The 16159-nt window shown below is 70.6% G+C and carries 7 protein-coding genes and 1 pseudogene; 3 read left to right on the top strand and 5 right to left on the bottom strand.

All coding sequences use genetic code 11. From position 1 onward, the window contains the following. Nucleotide 1: 1 nt before the first annotated feature. Nucleotides 2–5083, bottom strand: a complete 5082-nt coding sequence (locus tag F4558_RS01130) for an NAD-glutamate dehydrogenase (protein ID WP_167942937.1) — start codon at nucleotides 5081–5083, stop codon at nucleotides 2–4. Between the two features lie 285 nt (nucleotides 5084–5368). On the opposite strand from F4558_RS01130, the gene F4558_RS01125 reads away from it, so the two are divergent. After that, complete coding sequence (locus tag F4558_RS01125) at nucleotides 5369–7333, top strand: penicillin-binding transpeptidase domain-containing protein (RefSeq protein ID WP_167942936.1); 1965 nt, start codon at nucleotides 5369–5371, stop codon at nucleotides 7331–7333. Nucleotides 7334–8187: 854 nt separating this feature from the next. Here the strand turns inward: F4558_RS01125 and F4558_RS31340 are convergent. The 3 genes and pseudogenes from F4558_RS31340 to icmA all read right to left on the bottom strand — a co-directional run. Continuing rightward, a pseudogene (locus F4558_RS31340) lies at nucleotides 8188–9210 on the bottom strand (arginase family protein); the annotation flags it as partial. 83 nt (nucleotides 9211–9293) lie between these two features. Next, nucleotides 9294–10217: a tetratricopeptide repeat protein gene (locus tag F4558_RS01115; RefSeq protein ID WP_167942934.1), complete on the bottom strand. Its 924-nt coding sequence runs from the start codon at nucleotides 10215–10217 to the stop codon at nucleotides 9294–9296. A gap of 184 nt (nucleotides 10218–10401) precedes the next feature. Continuing rightward, on the bottom strand, nucleotides 10402–12090 hold the full coding sequence (icmA, locus tag F4558_RS01110) for a coenzyme B12-dependent isobutyryl-CoA mutase large subunit (protein WP_053653100.1): 1689 nt from the start codon (nucleotides 12088–12090) through the stop codon (nucleotides 10402–10404). 300 nt (nucleotides 12091–12390) lie between these two features. On the opposite strand from icmA, the gene F4558_RS01105 reads away from it, so the two are divergent. Next, entirely contained in the window at nucleotides 12391–12822 is a 432-nt protein-coding gene (locus tag F4558_RS01105; RefSeq protein WP_231639944.1) for a hypothetical protein, read from the top strand. 45 nt (nucleotides 12823–12867) lie between these two features. On the opposite strand, the gene F4558_RS01100 is transcribed toward F4558_RS01105, so the two are convergent. Next, on the bottom strand, nucleotides 12868–14514 hold the full coding sequence (locus tag F4558_RS01100) for a PucR family transcriptional regulator (RefSeq protein WP_053653145.1): 1647 nt from the start codon (nucleotides 14512–14514) through the stop codon (nucleotides 12868–12870). A gap of 106 nt (nucleotides 14515–14620) precedes the next feature. Between F4558_RS01100 and F4558_RS01095 the strand changes: the two genes are divergently transcribed. Continuing rightward, the gene (locus F4558_RS01095) at nucleotides 14621–16153 is read left to right on the top strand and encodes a CoA-acylating methylmalonate-semialdehyde dehydrogenase (protein WP_167942933.1); all 1533 of its coding nucleotides are present in this window, start codon (nucleotides 14621–14623) and stop codon (nucleotides 16151–16153) included. Nucleotides 16154–16159 lie beyond the last annotated feature (6 nt).

Raw genomic sequence — 16159 nt, 5'->3', positions numbered from 1 at the left:
CTCAGGCCGCGGCGCCGGAGGTCCGCACCAGCGTGCGGATCTGACGCAGCAGCACGGACAGGGCTGCGAGGTCCGCCCTCGACTCGTCGAACTCCCCCATCGCCTGGCGGGCACGGTGGATCGAGGTGGCGTTCGACTGCTCCCACTGGTGCACCCGCTCGTGCGGCGGCAGTTCGCCAGGTGTGGAGTCGAGCACCTCCGCGGTGAGCGCGGCCAGCGCGGCGTACAGGTCGTAGCGCAGCGCCATCCGGGCCAGCGTCTGCCACCGGTCCTCGCGCGGCAGCAGGGAGATCTTCGACAGCAGCGAGTCAACCCGGAACAGGTCGGACAGCACGAAGTAGACCGAGGCCACCTCGCCGACCTGCCGCCCGCTGCGGGTCGCGGTCTCCACCACGTCCAGCAGGCCGAAGCTGTACATCAGCCGGGTCGCCTGCTCGGCCAGCTCTCGGGGCAGCCCACGCTTTGTCGACGAGTCGATGTGCTCGGCGATGGCCTGCCGCTCACTGCCGTAGAACAGGTCCTCGAGCCCCGGCAGCAGGTCGGCCACCCCGGCGCGCAGCCGCTTGATCTCGGCCGGCACGTCGATCGGCGAGCGTCGGTTGGTGACAAGCCACCGGACGGCGCGGTCGAGCAGCCGGCGGGTGTCCAGGTAGACGCTCGTCTGTAGCTCCGGGGAGACCTTGTTGTCCAGCGCCTCCACCGCGTCCCACAGCTCGCGCAGCCCGAAGACCTCGCGGACCACCACGTACGCCCGGATCACGTCGGCAGCGTTCGCCGCGGTCTCCTCGACGACCCGGAAGACGAACGAGATCCCGCCCCGGTTGATCGCCTCGTTGACGAGCACCGTGGTGACGATCTCCCGGCGCAGCCGGTGCTGGCCCATCCGGTCGGCGAACCGCTCGCGCATGGGCGTCGGGAAGTAGTTGACCAGCACGTCGGTCGTCCACGCCTCGTCGGCCACCCCGTCGGCGAGGATCTCCCGTTCAAGGACGATCTTCACGTACGCGAGCAGCACCGCGAACTCCGGCGCGGTCAGCCCGGACTCGCCTCGTACCGCCAGCTCCTCGTCCGGCGGCAACGCCTCCAGCGCCCGGTCCAGCCCGCCCGAGCGCTCCAGCTCGTTGATCATCCGGCGGTGCACCGGAAGCAGCGAGGCTGCCTGCGCCTGGGCGTTGTTGATCGCCCGAGCCTGGTCGTAGTTGTCCCGCAGCACCAGCTTGGCGACCTCGTCGGTCATCCCCGCCAGCAGCTCGTCCCGCTCGGCGGTGGTCAGCTCGCCGTCGGCGACAGCCGTGTTCAGCAGGATCTTGATGTTCACCTCGTGGTCGGAGGTGTCCACACCGGCCGCGTTGTCGATGAAGTCGGTGTAGATCCGGCCACCGGTCAGCGCGTACTCGATGCGCCCGAGCTGGGTCCAGCCCAGGTTGCCGCCCTCGCCCGCCACCCGGCAGCGCAGGCTGCGCCCGTCCACCCGGATCGCGTCGTTGGACTTGTCGCCCACCTCCGCGTTGGTCTGCGTGGACGCCTTCACGTAGGTGCCGATGCCGCCGTTCCAGAACAGGTCCACCGGCGCGGTGACGATCGCCTTCATCAACTCCTGCGGCGACATCTGCGTGACGTCGTCGTCCAGGCCGAGCACCGCCCGGACCTGCGGCGTGATCGGGACCGACTTCGCGGTACGCGAGTAGACGCCGCCGCCGGCCGAGATCAGCTCCGCGTTGTAGTCCTCCCAGGAGGACCGGGGCATGTCGAACAGCCGCCTGCGCTCGGCGTACGAGGTGGCCGCGTCCGGGTCGGGGTCGAGGAAGATGTGCCGGTGGTCGAACGCGGCGACCAGCCGGATGTGCTCGGAGAGCAGCATCCCGTTACCGAACACGTCACCTGACATGTCGCCGACGCCGACCACAGTGAAGTCCTGGGTCTGAGTGTCGTGGCCCAACTCCCGGAAGTGTCGCTTCACCGACTCCCAGGCGCCCCGGGCGGTGATGCCCATCTTCTTGTGGTCGTAGCCTGCCGAACCACCGGAGGCGAACGCGTCACCCATCCAGAAGGCGTGCGCCTTGGAGATCTCGTTGGCGATGTCGGAGAACGTCGCAGTGCCCTTGTCCGCCGCCACCACCAGGTACGGGTCGTCGCCGTCGTGCCGGACCACGTCCTCCGGCGGAACGATCTGCCCAGCGACGATGTTGTCGGTGACGTCAAGCATCGCGCCGACGAACTCCTGGTAGCAGGCGACAGCCTCGTCCCGGTCGCCCGGCTTCTGCTTCAACACGAAGCCGCCCTTGGCGCCCACCGGCACGATCACTGTGTTCTTCACCATCTGCGCCTTGACCAGGCCGAGCACCTCGGTGCGGAAGTCCTCCCGACGGTCCGACCAGCGCAACCCGCCCCGGGCCACCGGCCCGAACCGCAGGTGCACTCCCTCGAACCGGGGCGAGTAGACGAAGATCTCGAACTTCGGCCGGGGCGCCGGCAGGTCCGGGATGGCCTGCGGATCGAGCTTGAACGCCACGTACGCCTTCGGCCGCCCGTCGGCGCGCTTCTGGTAGAAGCTCGTCCGCAGGGTCGCCTCGATCACCGTCAGGTACGAGCGCAGGATCCGGTCCTGGTCGAGGCTCGCCACGTCGTCAAGGGCGGCCCGGATCGTCTCCACCAGCTCACCACTGCGCTGCTGACGCTGCTCGCCGCTCTGCTCACCCGGCGCGAACCGGGTCTCGAACAGCTCCACCAACAGCGCGGCGATCTTCGGGTACGCGATGAAGGTCTGCTCCATGTAGTCCTGCGAGAAGACCGTGCCGGCCTGCCGCAGGTACTTCGCGTACGCCCGCAGCACCACCACCTGCCGCCAGGTCAGCCCGCCGCGCAGCACCAGCTCGTTGAAGCGGTCCACCTCGGCCTCGCCACGCCACGCCGCCGCGAACGCGTTCTCCACGTGTGGGCGCACCTCGGACAGCTCGTGGTGCCCCTCGGGCAGCATGAGGCCGAAGTCGTACAGGTAGACCCGACCGTCGATGCGGTCCACCTCGTACGGGTGCTCGTCGACCACCCGTACGCCGAGTGAGTGCAGCACCGGCAGCACGGCGGAGAGCATCATCGGCTCCCCGTACCGGTAGACCTTGAACCGGACGTCCATGGTCTCGGCCAGGTCCGCACCGGGCACACGGGTGCCCGGGCGGGGCGCCAACTGCTTGCGGAACAGGTGCATCTCCAGCTGGCCGGGCTCCTCAAGCAGCTCCAGCTTGGCCAGATCCTTCATCGCCTCGTACGGCGTGTGCCCGTCCTTGTAGCCCTCCGGGAACGCGTCGGCGTACCTGGTGAACAGGTGCTTGGCCTGCTCGTCGCCGAGCTTGCGCTCCAACACCAGCCGGTAGTCGTCGTCCCAGAGCCGGGTCGCGTCGGCCAACTCCTCGGCCAGCAGGTCGGCGTCGATGTCACCGGGCGGCCGGGTCGGGTCGGTACGGACGATGAAGTGCACCCGCGCCAGCATCGACTCGGTGACCCGGGTCGTGTAGTCAACCCCGACGCCGTTCAGCTCGCGCAGCAGGATGTCCTGCATACGCAGCCGGTTCTGCGTGGTGAACCGGTCCCGTGGCAGATAGATCAGGCAGGAGATGAACCGCCCGTACGCGTCGCGGCGCAGGAACACCCGCAGCTGCCGGCGACCCGCCATCCGAAGCACACCGACCACCGCGTGGTACAGGTCGTCGGTCTTGATCTGGAACAGCTCGTCGCGCGGGTACGTCTCCAGGATCTGCAGCAGGTCCTTGCCGGAGTGGCTGCGCTGGCTCAGGCCGGAGCGGTCCAGCACCTCGGCGACCTTGCGGCGCACCACAGGCAACTCCTGGACGCTGGTCCGGTACGCGGCGGTGGAGAACAGCCCCAGGAAGCGCCGCTCACCGATGACCTCGCCCGCCTCGTTGAAGATCTTGAAGCCGATGTAGTCCAGGTACGCCGAGCGGTGCACGGTGGCCCGCGAGTTGGCCTTGGTGATGATGAGCAGGCGCTTCTCCAGCACCTTCTCGTGCGCCTCGTGCGTCATCGACGCCAGCGACCGGGCCTCCGGCGAGTCCGAGCGCAGGATGCCCAGGCCGGTGCCGAGCACCGCCTCCAGCGCCTTGCCGTCGACCGGGTCCGAGGAACTCGCGTCCGGCACGTCCACCAGCCGGTACTCGCGGTAGCCCAGGAAGGTGAAGTGGTCGTGGGCAAGCCAGCGCAGCAACTCCACCGAGTCGGTGATGTCCTTCTCCGGCACCGGCGGGCGGTTGTCGGCGGTACGGGCCGAGGCCAGTTCGTCGGCGAGCGCGAGGGCCCGCTGTCGCATCTTCGGCCAGTCCTCCACGGCCTCCCGCACGTCGGTGAGCACCCGTTGCAGCTCACGACGCAGCCGGTCCCGCTCGTCGGCGTCGCGCACCGGGTCGATCTCGATCCGCATCCAGCTCTCGACGATGTCGCCGGCGATCGCGTCGTCCGGCTCCACGTCCGCGGAGACCTCGGTGAGGCGACCCAGCGGCTCGCGCCGGACCACCACAAGCGGGTGCACAAGCAGGTGCACATCCAGGTGGTACGAGTTGAGCAGCGCGGTGACCGAGTCGACAAGGAACGGCATGTCGTCGGTGACGATCTCGACGACCGTGTGGTGCTGGTCGGCGTGCGGCTCGTGGATCCGTAGCTTCAGCTCACCGGGGACCCGCTGCTGGGCCAGGTCCCGGTGTGCCCGGGCCGCGTCCAGCATCTCCTCCGCCGTGAGGCCGACCAACTCTTCGTCCGGGGCGAACCGCCAGAAGCGGCCGACCAGGGTCGCCGCATCGTGGTCGTCCCCGGCGAGCGCGACGGCCTGGGCCACGAGGCGCTCCGCGTTGGGGACCGGCTCGTCGAGATCGGCGTCCTCCACGTCGTCGGCCAGCACCTCCGGTGGCAGGCCCAGATCGTAGATGGTGTCGATGCTCGACCCAGTCAGCCCGGTGACTCCCGTGTCGAGCCGGCCGTAGCCGTCCCCGTCGGTCGCCGAATCGAAGCTGTCGTCCCGGCCGAAGTCGTCCTGCCGGAGGTCGGGTTCCGGTTTGATCGCCGGACGCCGGTCCATCGGTGCCACTCCCCTCGACCCACCGCGTTGTGGGTCACTCTCGCCCAGCCTAAGCCTGCCGCTCTGTTCCTCCATCGGCGGATCAAGGGCCGGACGTCCGGATCGGGACTCTGTCCTTTCACCCGTTGCGGGTCCGAGGTTGGCCGGGTCGTCGGATACCCCGCCGCGCGATGTTCATCACACCGGCGCGCTCCCTCTTTCCGCACGTCGGACGTCTCACGGGACGCCTCGGACAGCGTCGCCGTACTACCGTGCAGGGCAGCCGAGACCGGAAGGACCCGCTCCATGACCTTGTCCTACCCCCGGCCCCACCGGGCGAATCACGCCCGCCGGGCGGTCGCCGCGCTGGCCGCGACCCTGCTCACCGCCGGTGGCCTGGTGGCCTGCTCCGGCGACGACGGGCCGCAGCGCAGCGTCGACGCCTTCCTCACCGGGTGGCGCAACGGCGATCTTCAGGCAGTCGGGGTGGTCGACACGACCGGCGGCAAGCTGCCGGCAGCCGACGTGACCCGCGAGATCAAGGAACTCTCCGGCGAACTGGTCGGCAGCCCGCCGACGCTTACCCGCCGGGGCGAGCCGAAGGTCACCGCCGACATCGCGACCGCCCCGATCCGGGTGGAGTGGACCCTTCCGGGCGACATCCGCTGGGCGTACGACAGGGAACTGCGGCTCGTCAAGGGCGACGACGACCAGTGGCAGGTCATGTGGGACCCCCGGGTGGTGCACGAGCAGCTCACCAAGGGTGACCGGCTGGGGCTGCGCCGCGACACCGGTCCCCGTGCGGCGCTGCTGGACGCTGCCGGGCAGCCGATCGTGACGCCCCGGCCGGTGATCCGCGTCGGCGTGCAGCCCAACCAGGTCACCGACATCAAAAAGCTCGTCAAGGATCTGGACGCGGGCTTCAAGGCGATCCGCCCGGCCCTCGTCCCCGCCGTCGACCTGGCCGACCTGCCCGAGCGGGTGGCCAAGGCCGACCCGGGCGCCTTCGTCGAGGTGGTGACCCTGCGCGAGGAGGCGTACCGGCAGATCAAGCCCCGGATCTACGACCTGCCCGGCACCAAGTTCGTGTCCGACAAGCTCGACCTGGCACCGACCCGGGAGTTCGCCCGCGCGCTGCTCGGCACTGTCGACCCGGCGCAGGCCGACGACCTCACCGCGCACCCCGACCGGTACGTCGCCGGCGACCTGGTCGGGCACGGCGGCCTCCAGGGCCGCTACGACGAGCGGCTGCGCGGCACGCCAGGGCTGACCGTGGTGGTCGAACGCCCCGCCGAAGGCGGCAAACTGGCCCCCACCGGCACCGAACTGTTCCAACAGAAGCCGCAGCCCGGCCAGGCGCTGAAGACCACCCTGGACGTCGCCGTCCAGAACGCGGCCGACGGAGCGTTGCGCGCCCAGTCCCGCCGATCCGCGCTGGTGGCCGTACGGATCAGTGACGGCGCGGTCCTCGCCGCCGCGAACGGCCCCGGGCCGGCCGGCGAGAACCTGGCATTCGTCGCCCAGGTCCCGCCGGGCTCCACGTTCAAGATGGTCAGCACGCTCGGCCTGCTGAACCAGGGCGCGGTCAGCCTGGACGGGCCGGTGAACTGCCCGAAGACCTTCACCGTCGACGGCCGGTCCTTCAAGAACTCGGACAACTTCGAACTGGGCCAGGTGCCGTTCCGCACCAACTTCGCCAAATCGTGCAACACGGCGTTCGCCTCGCTGGCCCCGAAGCTGGGCGGGGACGGGCTCGCCGCCGCCGGCCGCTCGCTGGGCCTGGAGGGCCCCTGGGACCTCGGCACGGACGTCTTCACCGGCAAGGTGTCCACCGGCGGCAGCCAGGCCGAACAGGCCGCCGCCTCGTTCGGGCAGGGCACCACGCTTGTCAGCCCGCTGGCCATGGCCGGTGCCACCGCCGCCGTCGCCCGGGGCCGATTCGAGCAGCCGAAGCTGCTGCTCGACCCGGCACCCGCCAAACCGGCCCCGGCCGGCGAGCAGCTCAAGCCGGAATCGGTCGAGGCGCTGCGCACGATGATGCGCGAGGTGGTCACCGCCGGCACCGGCAGCGCCCTCAAGGACGTACCGGGCGAGGTGTACGGCAAGACCGGCACCGCCGAGTACGACAACAACCCGGCCAACACGCACGCCTGGTTCGTCGGCTGGCGGGGAGATGTCGCGTTCGCCGTCTTCGTGGAGAAGGGCGGCGCCAGCACCTCCTCGGCCGTCCCGATCGCCGAGCGCTTCCTGCGCGCCCTACCCGCGACCTGAGGACCGCAGCGCCCCCGGCGGCCAGGGTGCTGGTGGCGGCGGCTCCCCCACTGGGCGCGGCCAGGCAGCTCCGCCGATGATCGACTCGGTTTCTTGGTAATCGCGGTATCCGAGCTAGTGGGACACCGCGATTACCAGGAACTCGAGTCGATCAACCGCTTGTGCCGACCGGCAACCGGTCAGGCAGTGCCGGATTCGCGGCGGTTCGTGTGGTTTTGCTCGGCCGGCGAGGGCCTCCGCAGCAGCCCGGGACCAGCCGACGCGGGCGGGCCGACAGGTTCCCGCTCGGTTGAAGCCGGAGTGCCGGCCGCGTCGCTGGACACGACACCTGACGGCTCCCACCGGGTCGCACCCCGCGTACCGAACGGCTCCGCCCGGACCGGAACCGGGACACCGCCCGGCACCTCGGCCACAGGCGGCTGGGCGTCGGAAGGCCCGGTGTCGGCAGGCCCAGCACCGAACGGCTCAGCGCCGGCAGCACCAGCGGGCGCGGCCCTGAAGGAATCGGCCCCGACGCGCCCGGCGGACGCAGCAGCGACATGCTCGCCGCCAGCGGACCCGGCGGGCTCAACTGCGAAGGACCCGCCGAGAGCAGAACCAGCACCGGAGGATTCGACGCCGGCGGGTTCGACGCCGAAGGGCTCGACGTGGGCGGAATCGGCAGCTCCGGAACCTGGACCGGCGAACGCCGCATCAGCAGCGCCGACACCGCTGACGCTCGCTCCGCCCAGGCCCGCATCAACAGAGACCGCATCGGCAAGGCCCGCACGATCCGAGCGCTCCGACCGGTCCGCGCGATCCGCGAGACCCGCACGATCCGAGAGACCCGCACGATCCGAGAGACCCGGACGGTCTGAGACACCCGCACGGTCGGAGCGGGCGTCGAGGTCTGCCGCGCGGGTCTTGGTACGCCGGGGACCGGGCGCCGGTCGGGCGGACAGCAGCCGGGGCGGCAGCGCCTCCGGGGCGGTCACCGGGGCCAGCCCTGCGACGACGGTGTTGACGATCTCGGCTGCGTACGAGCCGTCCGGGTCGTAGTCGGGGTCGAAGACTGTCAGCTCGACGCCGAGGCAGTGTGGGGTGTCGACAAGGCCGGCGAGGAGGATCTCCAACTCGGCGAAGGCGATGCCGCCCGGGTCCGGTGCGTCGACGGCGGGCATCACCGCGGGGTCGAGGACGTCCACGTCGATGTGTACCCAGTAGCCGGCGCAGTCGGCGAGTTGCTCGTGCGCCCACTGGGCTGTCCGGGCGGCGCCTTCGGCGCGTAGCGCCGGCACCGGCCGGGTGATGATCCCGGCGGCTTGCAGGTCGAGCCGGTATTCGTCCTGCGCCCGGATGCCGAGCACCACGACGTCGATGTCGCGGAAGTAGGGTCGGCGGCCTTCCAGGGCGGCCAGGTCGGCCTGCCCGCGTCCGGTGACCAGGGCCAGGTCCTCACCGGCTGCCGCGCCGACGTAGGAGGCGTTGCCGGGGTGCCGGAAGTCGGAGTGCCCGTCCACGAAGACCAGCCCGATGTGACCGCCGACGGCCTCACCGAGGCGGTGCATGGCAAGCGCGGAGCCGAGCAGTACCGAGCAGTCGCCGCCCAGCACGACGGGGAACTCGCCCCTGTCGATGATGGAGCCGATGCGCTCGGCGAGGGCGAGTGAGTAGTCGGCGATTTCCCGGGCGTGGCAGACGCCGTCGCCGGGTCGCCAGTCGCCGGGGTCGTACCGGGGCGGCGTGATGCAGCCGGCGTCGCGGGCCCGCAGCCGGGCGAGCAGGTCGTGGTCGCGCAGGGCCCCGGGTGCCTTGGTGCAGCCCGGGACGGAGGTGGGGGTCGGCGGGCGCAGGCCCAGGTTTGTCGGCGCGTCGAGGACGGCAATCCGGCGCATCATGAGCTCCCGTCCCCGGTGGTCGGGCGGGCCGGCGGATCGCCGGCCCGCGCTGGCGTGCTACGAACTCAAAACCGTGCGTGAACTCAGAACAGGGCGCTGGCCAGGGCCCGCCGGGCCGAGGCGACGGCCGGGTCGTCCGGGCCGGCGATGCTGAACAGGGACACGAGGTGCTGGCGGACGGTCTCGCGGTCCTCCCCGGCGGTGCGTCGGACGAGACCGACGAGCCGGGCGTACGCCTGCTCGGCCAGACCGCTGAGCACCTCGATGTCGGCGGCGAGTAGCTGGGCGGCGACGTCGTCGGGGGCGCTCTCGGCAGCGGCGAGCGCGGCGGCCGGGTCGGCGCCGGCGACCCGGCGGGCGACACCGACCTGGGCGAGGCCCGCCTCGGCCGCGGCGTCCGCCGGCGAGTCGGCCAGAATCTTGCGGTACGCCCGCTCGGCGGCGTCCAGGTCGCCGCTCATCAGCGCGTCGTCCGCCTCGTCGAGGCGCGGGTCCTCCGGCTCGGCGACGGTCACGCCTCCGGCCTTGAGGACGGCCTGGATCCACTGGCGGAGTTGGGCCTCGGGCACCACGCCGGAGAACGCGTCGATCGGCTGGCCGCCGACCACCGCGTACACCATGGGGATGCCCTGGACCCGGAACATCTGGGCGATCCGGGGGTTTTCCTGCACGTCGACCCGGGCGAGCGCCCAGGCGCCGCCGCTCTCGGCGGCCAGCCGTTCCAGTACGGGGGCGAATTCGTCGCTCTCCGGGAAACCTGCCGCGCCGAAGAAGACGACGACGGGCATGGTCATCGACCGTTCGAGCACCTCGGACTGGATTGTCGCCTCGGTGACGTCGACGATGAGGGCGTTACCACCGGCGGCCTGCGCGCCAGGGGTGCTGGCGGAGGGGCCGCCCTGCGGGGGTGTGCCGGGGCGGGTACTGGCTGGTGCGGGGCCGCGCAGCGTGCTGAGGTCGACCGCGCCGCGGGTGAAGATCGACGAGGTGATCCGTGGGTCGCTCATGGTTACCTAGTCTCGCACGCGAGCCGGCGTTCTCAGATCACCCGCAACTCCGACGTTGCAACTCTCACGCCCCACCCCCACCCCCGCGATCTTGCACTTTCGGTCCCCTATACAGGCCGTATGCGGCATATGTCGAGGCAGCAACTGCAAGATCGACGGGGAAGGGGGTGGGAGCGGGAGCCCGTTAGAAGCGGGCGGGCTCGCGGTAGACGCCCCACTCGGCGCGTAGGGCGTTGCAGATCTCGCCGAGCGTCGCTTCGGCGCGGACCGCGTCGAGCATGGCCGGGATCATGTTCTCGTCGGTGCGGCTGGCCTCGACCATGCGGGTGACCGCCGCACGCACTGCGGCCTCGTCCCTCGCGTTCTTGCGCTCGGCCAGCACCCGGCGCTGCTCCAGCTCCACCTCGTGCGAGATGCGCAGGATCTCCAGCTCCTTTGTGACGGTGCCGGTGTGACAGTTGACGCCGACGATCTTCTTGTCGCCCTTTTCGAGAGCCTGCTGGTAGACGAAGGCGGACTCCGCGATGTGCCCCGTGAACCAGCCGTCCTCGATGCCACGCAGGATGCCGGAGGTCATCGGGCCGATCTGGTGCGGCCCTTCCCCGCCGAGCTGCCGGATCCGGGCGAAGATCTCCTCCGCCTCGGCCTCGATCTTGTCGGTCAGCGCCTCGACGTACCAGGAGCCACCGAGCGGGTCGGCCACGTTGACGACGCCGATCTCCTCCATCAGCACCTGCTGCGTACGCAGGGCGATCTCGGCGGACTCGTCGGTGGGCAGAGCCAGGGTCTCGTCCAGCGCGTTGGTGTGCAGCGAGTTTGTCCCGCCCAGTACCGCCGCGAGCGCCTCGACGGCGGTGCGTACCACGTTGTTTACCGGCTGCTGCGCGGTCAGCGACACCCCGGCGGTCTGCGTGTGGAACCGCAGCCAGAGGGCCTTCTCGCTGGTGGCGCCGTAGACGTCACGCAGCCAGCGGGCCCAGATGCGGCGGGCCGCGCGGAACTTGGCGATCTCCTCGAAGAAGTCCAGGTGCGAGTCGAAGAAGAAGCTCAGCCCCGGCGCGAAGACGTTCACGTCCAGGCCGCGCGACAGGCCCAGCTCGACGTACCCGAATCCGTCGGCGAGGGTGTACGCCAGCTCCTGCGCGGCGGTCGAGCCGGCCTCGCGGATGTGGTACCCGGAGACCGACAGCGGCTTGTAGCGCGGGATCTCGGCTGCGCAGTATTCCATCAGGTCGCCGATCAGGCGCAGGTGCGGCTCCGGGTCGAAGAGCCACTCCTTCTGCGCGATGTACTCCTTGAAGATGTCGGTCTGCAGCGTGCCGTCCAGTTTGGACAGGTCGGCGCCCTGCCGCTCGGCGGCGACCAGGTACATGCAGAACACCGGCACGGCCGGGCCGGAGATGGTCATCGAGGTGGTGACGCCGGCCAGGTCGATGCCATCGAAGAGCGCCTGCATGTCGGTGGCGGTGTCGATGGCGACGCCGCAGTGGCCGACCTCGCCGAGCGCCTGCGGGTCGTCGGAGTCGCGGCCCATCAGGGTCGGCATGTCGAACGCGACCGAGAGACCACCCCCGCCGGCGCCGAGGATCATCTTGTAGCGCTCGTTGGTCTGCTGGGCGTTGCCGAAGCCCGCGAACTGCCGGATCGTCCAGGTCCGCCCGCGGTAGCCGGTCGGATAAAGGCCCCGGGTGTACGGGTATTCGCCGGGCCAGCCGATCCGCTCGAAGCCCGGGTAGGAGCTGCCCTCCGGCGGGCCGTAGACCGGGTCGACAGGCATCCCGGAGAGGGTGGTGAAGTCGGCGTCCCGCTTGCGCGCGGAGTCGTACCGGGCCTGCCAGCGGGCCCGTCCGGCGTCGATCTCGTCAGCGTCCATGCGCGGAGCTCCTCCTCGAGTCCTCGTCCCACGGCGAGTGTAGATCGCCTACCTGAACGGTCGCTAAGGGATACTCCTACCAGCGGGTAACTCCGGCCGGCGCCGTGGTGCACCCACGGCATCTCCCGTGTCTCACGTGCCGGACGGCTCTCCGGCTGGAGCCTCCCGACGACAAAAGCCGTGCCAGACTGCCGCCGTGGACATTCGAGTCGTGATCGAGCTGATTACCTAGGCGACGTGCGTCTCCTGCGTGCGTCGCCGGCCCAGCCATCCTGTCGGCTCGACATTGTGAGGCCCCCCGTGACCACGTTCCCCCTCACCCCCACACCTTTCGCTCACGCGGCGCAGACGGTGCCGCCCCGCCCGAGCGACGCGGTCGAACCCACCGCCCCCGGCCCCGGGCCGGGCCCCCAGCACGACGAGCCCTCCGGGGAGGACGGCACGCCGTGGACGATGGTGGTGCACCTCGGCGAGGGGCACTCCACGACAGGCCTGCTCAAGGTGCTGTCAGTGCTGCACTCACGTCGGGTCGCGGTCTCCCACGTCCAGTACGTGCAGTGCCCGAACACGTCGGCGGTGATGATCCTCGAGTGCTCCCCCAGCGTGGCGACGCTGGAGACGGTTCGTCGGAGCGTCGCGAACGCCGTACCCGTCGTCAGCGTGAGTCTGCACGCCGCACCGCCGCGCGACGGCGTCCGGCGTCGGCGGACGCGCCACCGCACCCACAGCTGACGATCACGCCCCCGGAGCACGGGTAACCGGCGTCCCGGGGGCGCGTCAGCCCGCCGCCCCGAGGCTGTTCTTCGTCCGCATCACGTCACGTGCGGTGAGCGCCACGTGCAGCGACAGGTGCCTCTCGCTCGAATCGAGGTCGACGTCGAGCACGCGCTGGATCAGCTGGAGCCGCTGGTACAACGCGGACCTGGACAGTGCCATCGCGGCCGCCGCGCGCCGCTTGTTGCGCCCCTCGACGAGGTACGCCTCCAGGAGGGCGACGTGGTTCGTGCCGTGCCGCTGGTCGTACGACAGCAGTGGGCCCAGCTCGCGCTCGACGAACGTCTGCAGGCGCACGTCCTCCCGCAGCAGGTGCAGGAGGCCCCGGAGCCGGACGTCGAGGAGCCGGTAGAAGGGTCGCGGCTCGGCGGTGTGCACCGAGGCATCGGCCACCTGCGCCGCCTCCACCAGTGAGCGCCGGGCCAGGTCGAGGGATCTGACCACGGACCCCGCGGCGACGACGACGTCCGACCCGGCGGAGTGGCCCGCCTCGGTGAGCGCGGTGGAGAGCCCCTGCAGTGCGGCTTCGTCGGTGTCCTCGTTTCCGAGGGCGACGAGGACACTGACCCCCTCACCGCCCACCGCCTCTCCGACGTCGCCGGTCAGTGCCGCGAGCCCGCAGTCGCCGACCGCTCTCTCCACGGCGTCCAGCAGCTCCCGTCGACGGGCGTTCATCTCGACGCCGGCGGTCCGGGTCAGCCGACGCCTGCGGACGACGACCCCGAACAGCCGTCGCTGCTCCAGCACCACACCCAGCCCGCGTGCCCGAAGCGCCACGTCCCGGGTGGGCGCGGAGTGGGTGACGATGCTCCACAGGAGGTTGCTGCGCGCCTGTCTTTCGACGGAGGAGGAGTCCTGTACGACGAGTTGGTTCAGCGCGATGGTGGACGCGGCGCGCTCCAGCAGGACCCTTGTCCGTGCCGGCGGCTCCTGGTCGCACAGCAGCACGAGCCGCCCCCACCGGCTGCCCCGGGCCTCGACGCCGGTCACCAGCCAGCCCGAGCGCGGCTCGTAACCGGTGCCGGACGGGACCTCGACCGCGCGTGAGCGGGCCTCCCAACGGTCGAGCAACTCCTCGGCGGACAGCGGGCCCGTCTCGTACGCGAGCACCTGGTGGGCGAGGTTCTCCAGTACGGCGGGACGCCGGGACAGGCGGGTGACCTCCCGGAGCACCTGCCGAGGCTCCGCGCCCTCGACCGAGAGTTCGGTGAAGATGCGGTGGATCTCGTCGTTCGCGAGCAGGTCGGCGGTCTGCTCCTCAACGATCACGGAATGGACGACCTCGGTCACGGCCACGAACCGCACCTCGCGTCGGAGCGCGATGAGGGGCAGGTCCCGGCTGCGGGCACGCTCGACGAGCCCGGTCGGCAGGGTGGGGCCGAACCGCCGGCCGAGTTCGATGACGACGCCAGCCGCGCCGACAGCCGCAAGCGCGTCGATCCAGCGGCACAACCCGTCGTCGTCCGGCGGCAGGCCGATGCCCGTTGTCAGCACCAGTTCGCCACCGCGAAGCAGGTCGGCGATCTCGGGCACCTCGGCGACGTGCACCCATCGCACCGGCGCATCAAGCCGGGTGCGACCAGCCAGGACACGTGGCCCGGCCTGTTGCAGCGCTGGCAGCTCGAGCACGTCCCGGACCGTCATCGGCATGAGCTCGTCTCCCTTCTCGCCCAGGCGCACAGTATGTGCGGTTCCAGAGAGCGAGAGCGACACAGTGCCCATTGCCCGGATGCGGGGAAGCGCAGATGATCCGGGCATGACCCAGACAGAACCCGAGACCGTCCCCGCTCCTGCCCCGCCCCAGCGGGTGACCCACTGGATCGGTGGCCAGCGGGTCGCCGGCGTCGCCGAGCGGACGGCGCCAGTCTATGACCCGGCGCTGGGCACGATCCGCACGGAGGTTCCGTTGGCCTCCGTCGACGAGGTGGACCGCGCCGTCGCCTCCGCCGCGGCCGCGTTCGCGTCGTGGCGGACGTCTTCGCTTACCAAGCGCTCGCAGGTGCTGTTCGCGTTCCGGGAGTTGGTGAACCAGCACAAGCACGAGCTGGCCGAACTCATCACGGCCGAGCACGGCAAGGTCCTCTCCGATGCCCTCGGCGAGGTCTCCCGCGGTCTGGAGGTCGTCGAGTTCGCCTGCGGGATCCCGCACCTCCTCAAGGGCGGCCACTCTGAGGGTGTCTCCACGAACGTGGATGTCTACTCCATCCGCCAGCCCCTCGGTGTCTGCGCCATCATCTCGCCGTTCAACTTCCCGGTGATGGTCCCGATGTGGTTCATGCCCATCGCCATCGCGGCGGGCAACGCCGTCGTCCTCAAGCCCAGCGAGAAGGACCCTTCCGCGTCTCTGCTCATAGCCCGCCTGTGGGAGCAGGCCGGTCTGCCCGCCGGCGTGTTCAACGTCGTCCACGGCGACAAGGTGGCCGTCGACAGGCTGCTGGAACACCCCGAGGTGAAGGCGGTGTCGTTCGTCGGCTCCACCCCGATCGCCCGGTACGTGTACGAGACCGGCGCCCGGAACGGCAAGCGCGTCCAGGCCCTCGGCGGGGCGAAGAACCACATGGTGGTGCTGCCGGACGCCGACCTCGACCTGGCCGCGGACGCGGCAGTCAACGCGGGGTTCGGTTCCGCCGGAGAGCGGTGCATGGCCATCTCGGTCCTTGTGGTGGTCGAGCCCGTCGCCGACGAGTTGGTGAAGCGGATCCGCGAACGCATCGCCACTTTGAAGGTCGGTGACGGCCGGCGCTCCTGCGACATGGGGCCGCTTGTCACCAGGGAGCACCGCGACCGCGTCGCGTCGTACCTCGCAGCTGGCGTCGACGCCGGTGCCGAGCTGGTGGTGGATGGTCGCGGCGTGCAGGCCGACGGCGACGAGGCCGGCTTCTGGCTCGGGCCGAGCCTGTTGGACCGGGTCTCCCCCGAGATGAGCGTCTACACCGACGAGATCTTCGGGCCCGTGCTGTCCGTCGTACGCGTGGGCGGCTACGCCGAGGCGCTCGAGTTGGTGAACGCCAACCCGTACGGCAACGGAACCGCCATCTTCACGAACGACGGCGGCGCGGCACGCAGGTACCAGAACGAGGTCGAGGTCGGCATGGTCGGCATCAACGTCCCGATCCCGGTGCCGATGGCGTACTACTCGTTCGGCGGCTGGAAGGACAGCCTGTTCGGCGACTCCCACGCCCACGGCACCGAGGGGGTGCACTTCTTCACCCGCGGCAAGGTCATCACGTCCCGTTGGCTTGACCCCAGCCACGGCGGGATCAACCTCGGCTTCCCCGAGAACGACTGAGCATCG

The sequence above is a fragment of the Micromonospora profundi genome (genome assembly GCF_011927785.1).
In the GTDB taxonomy this organism is placed as follows: Bacteria; Actinomycetota; Actinomycetes; order Mycobacteriales; family Micromonosporaceae; genus Micromonospora; species Micromonospora profundi.
This window is presented reverse-complemented; position numbering and strand designations above follow the sequence as displayed.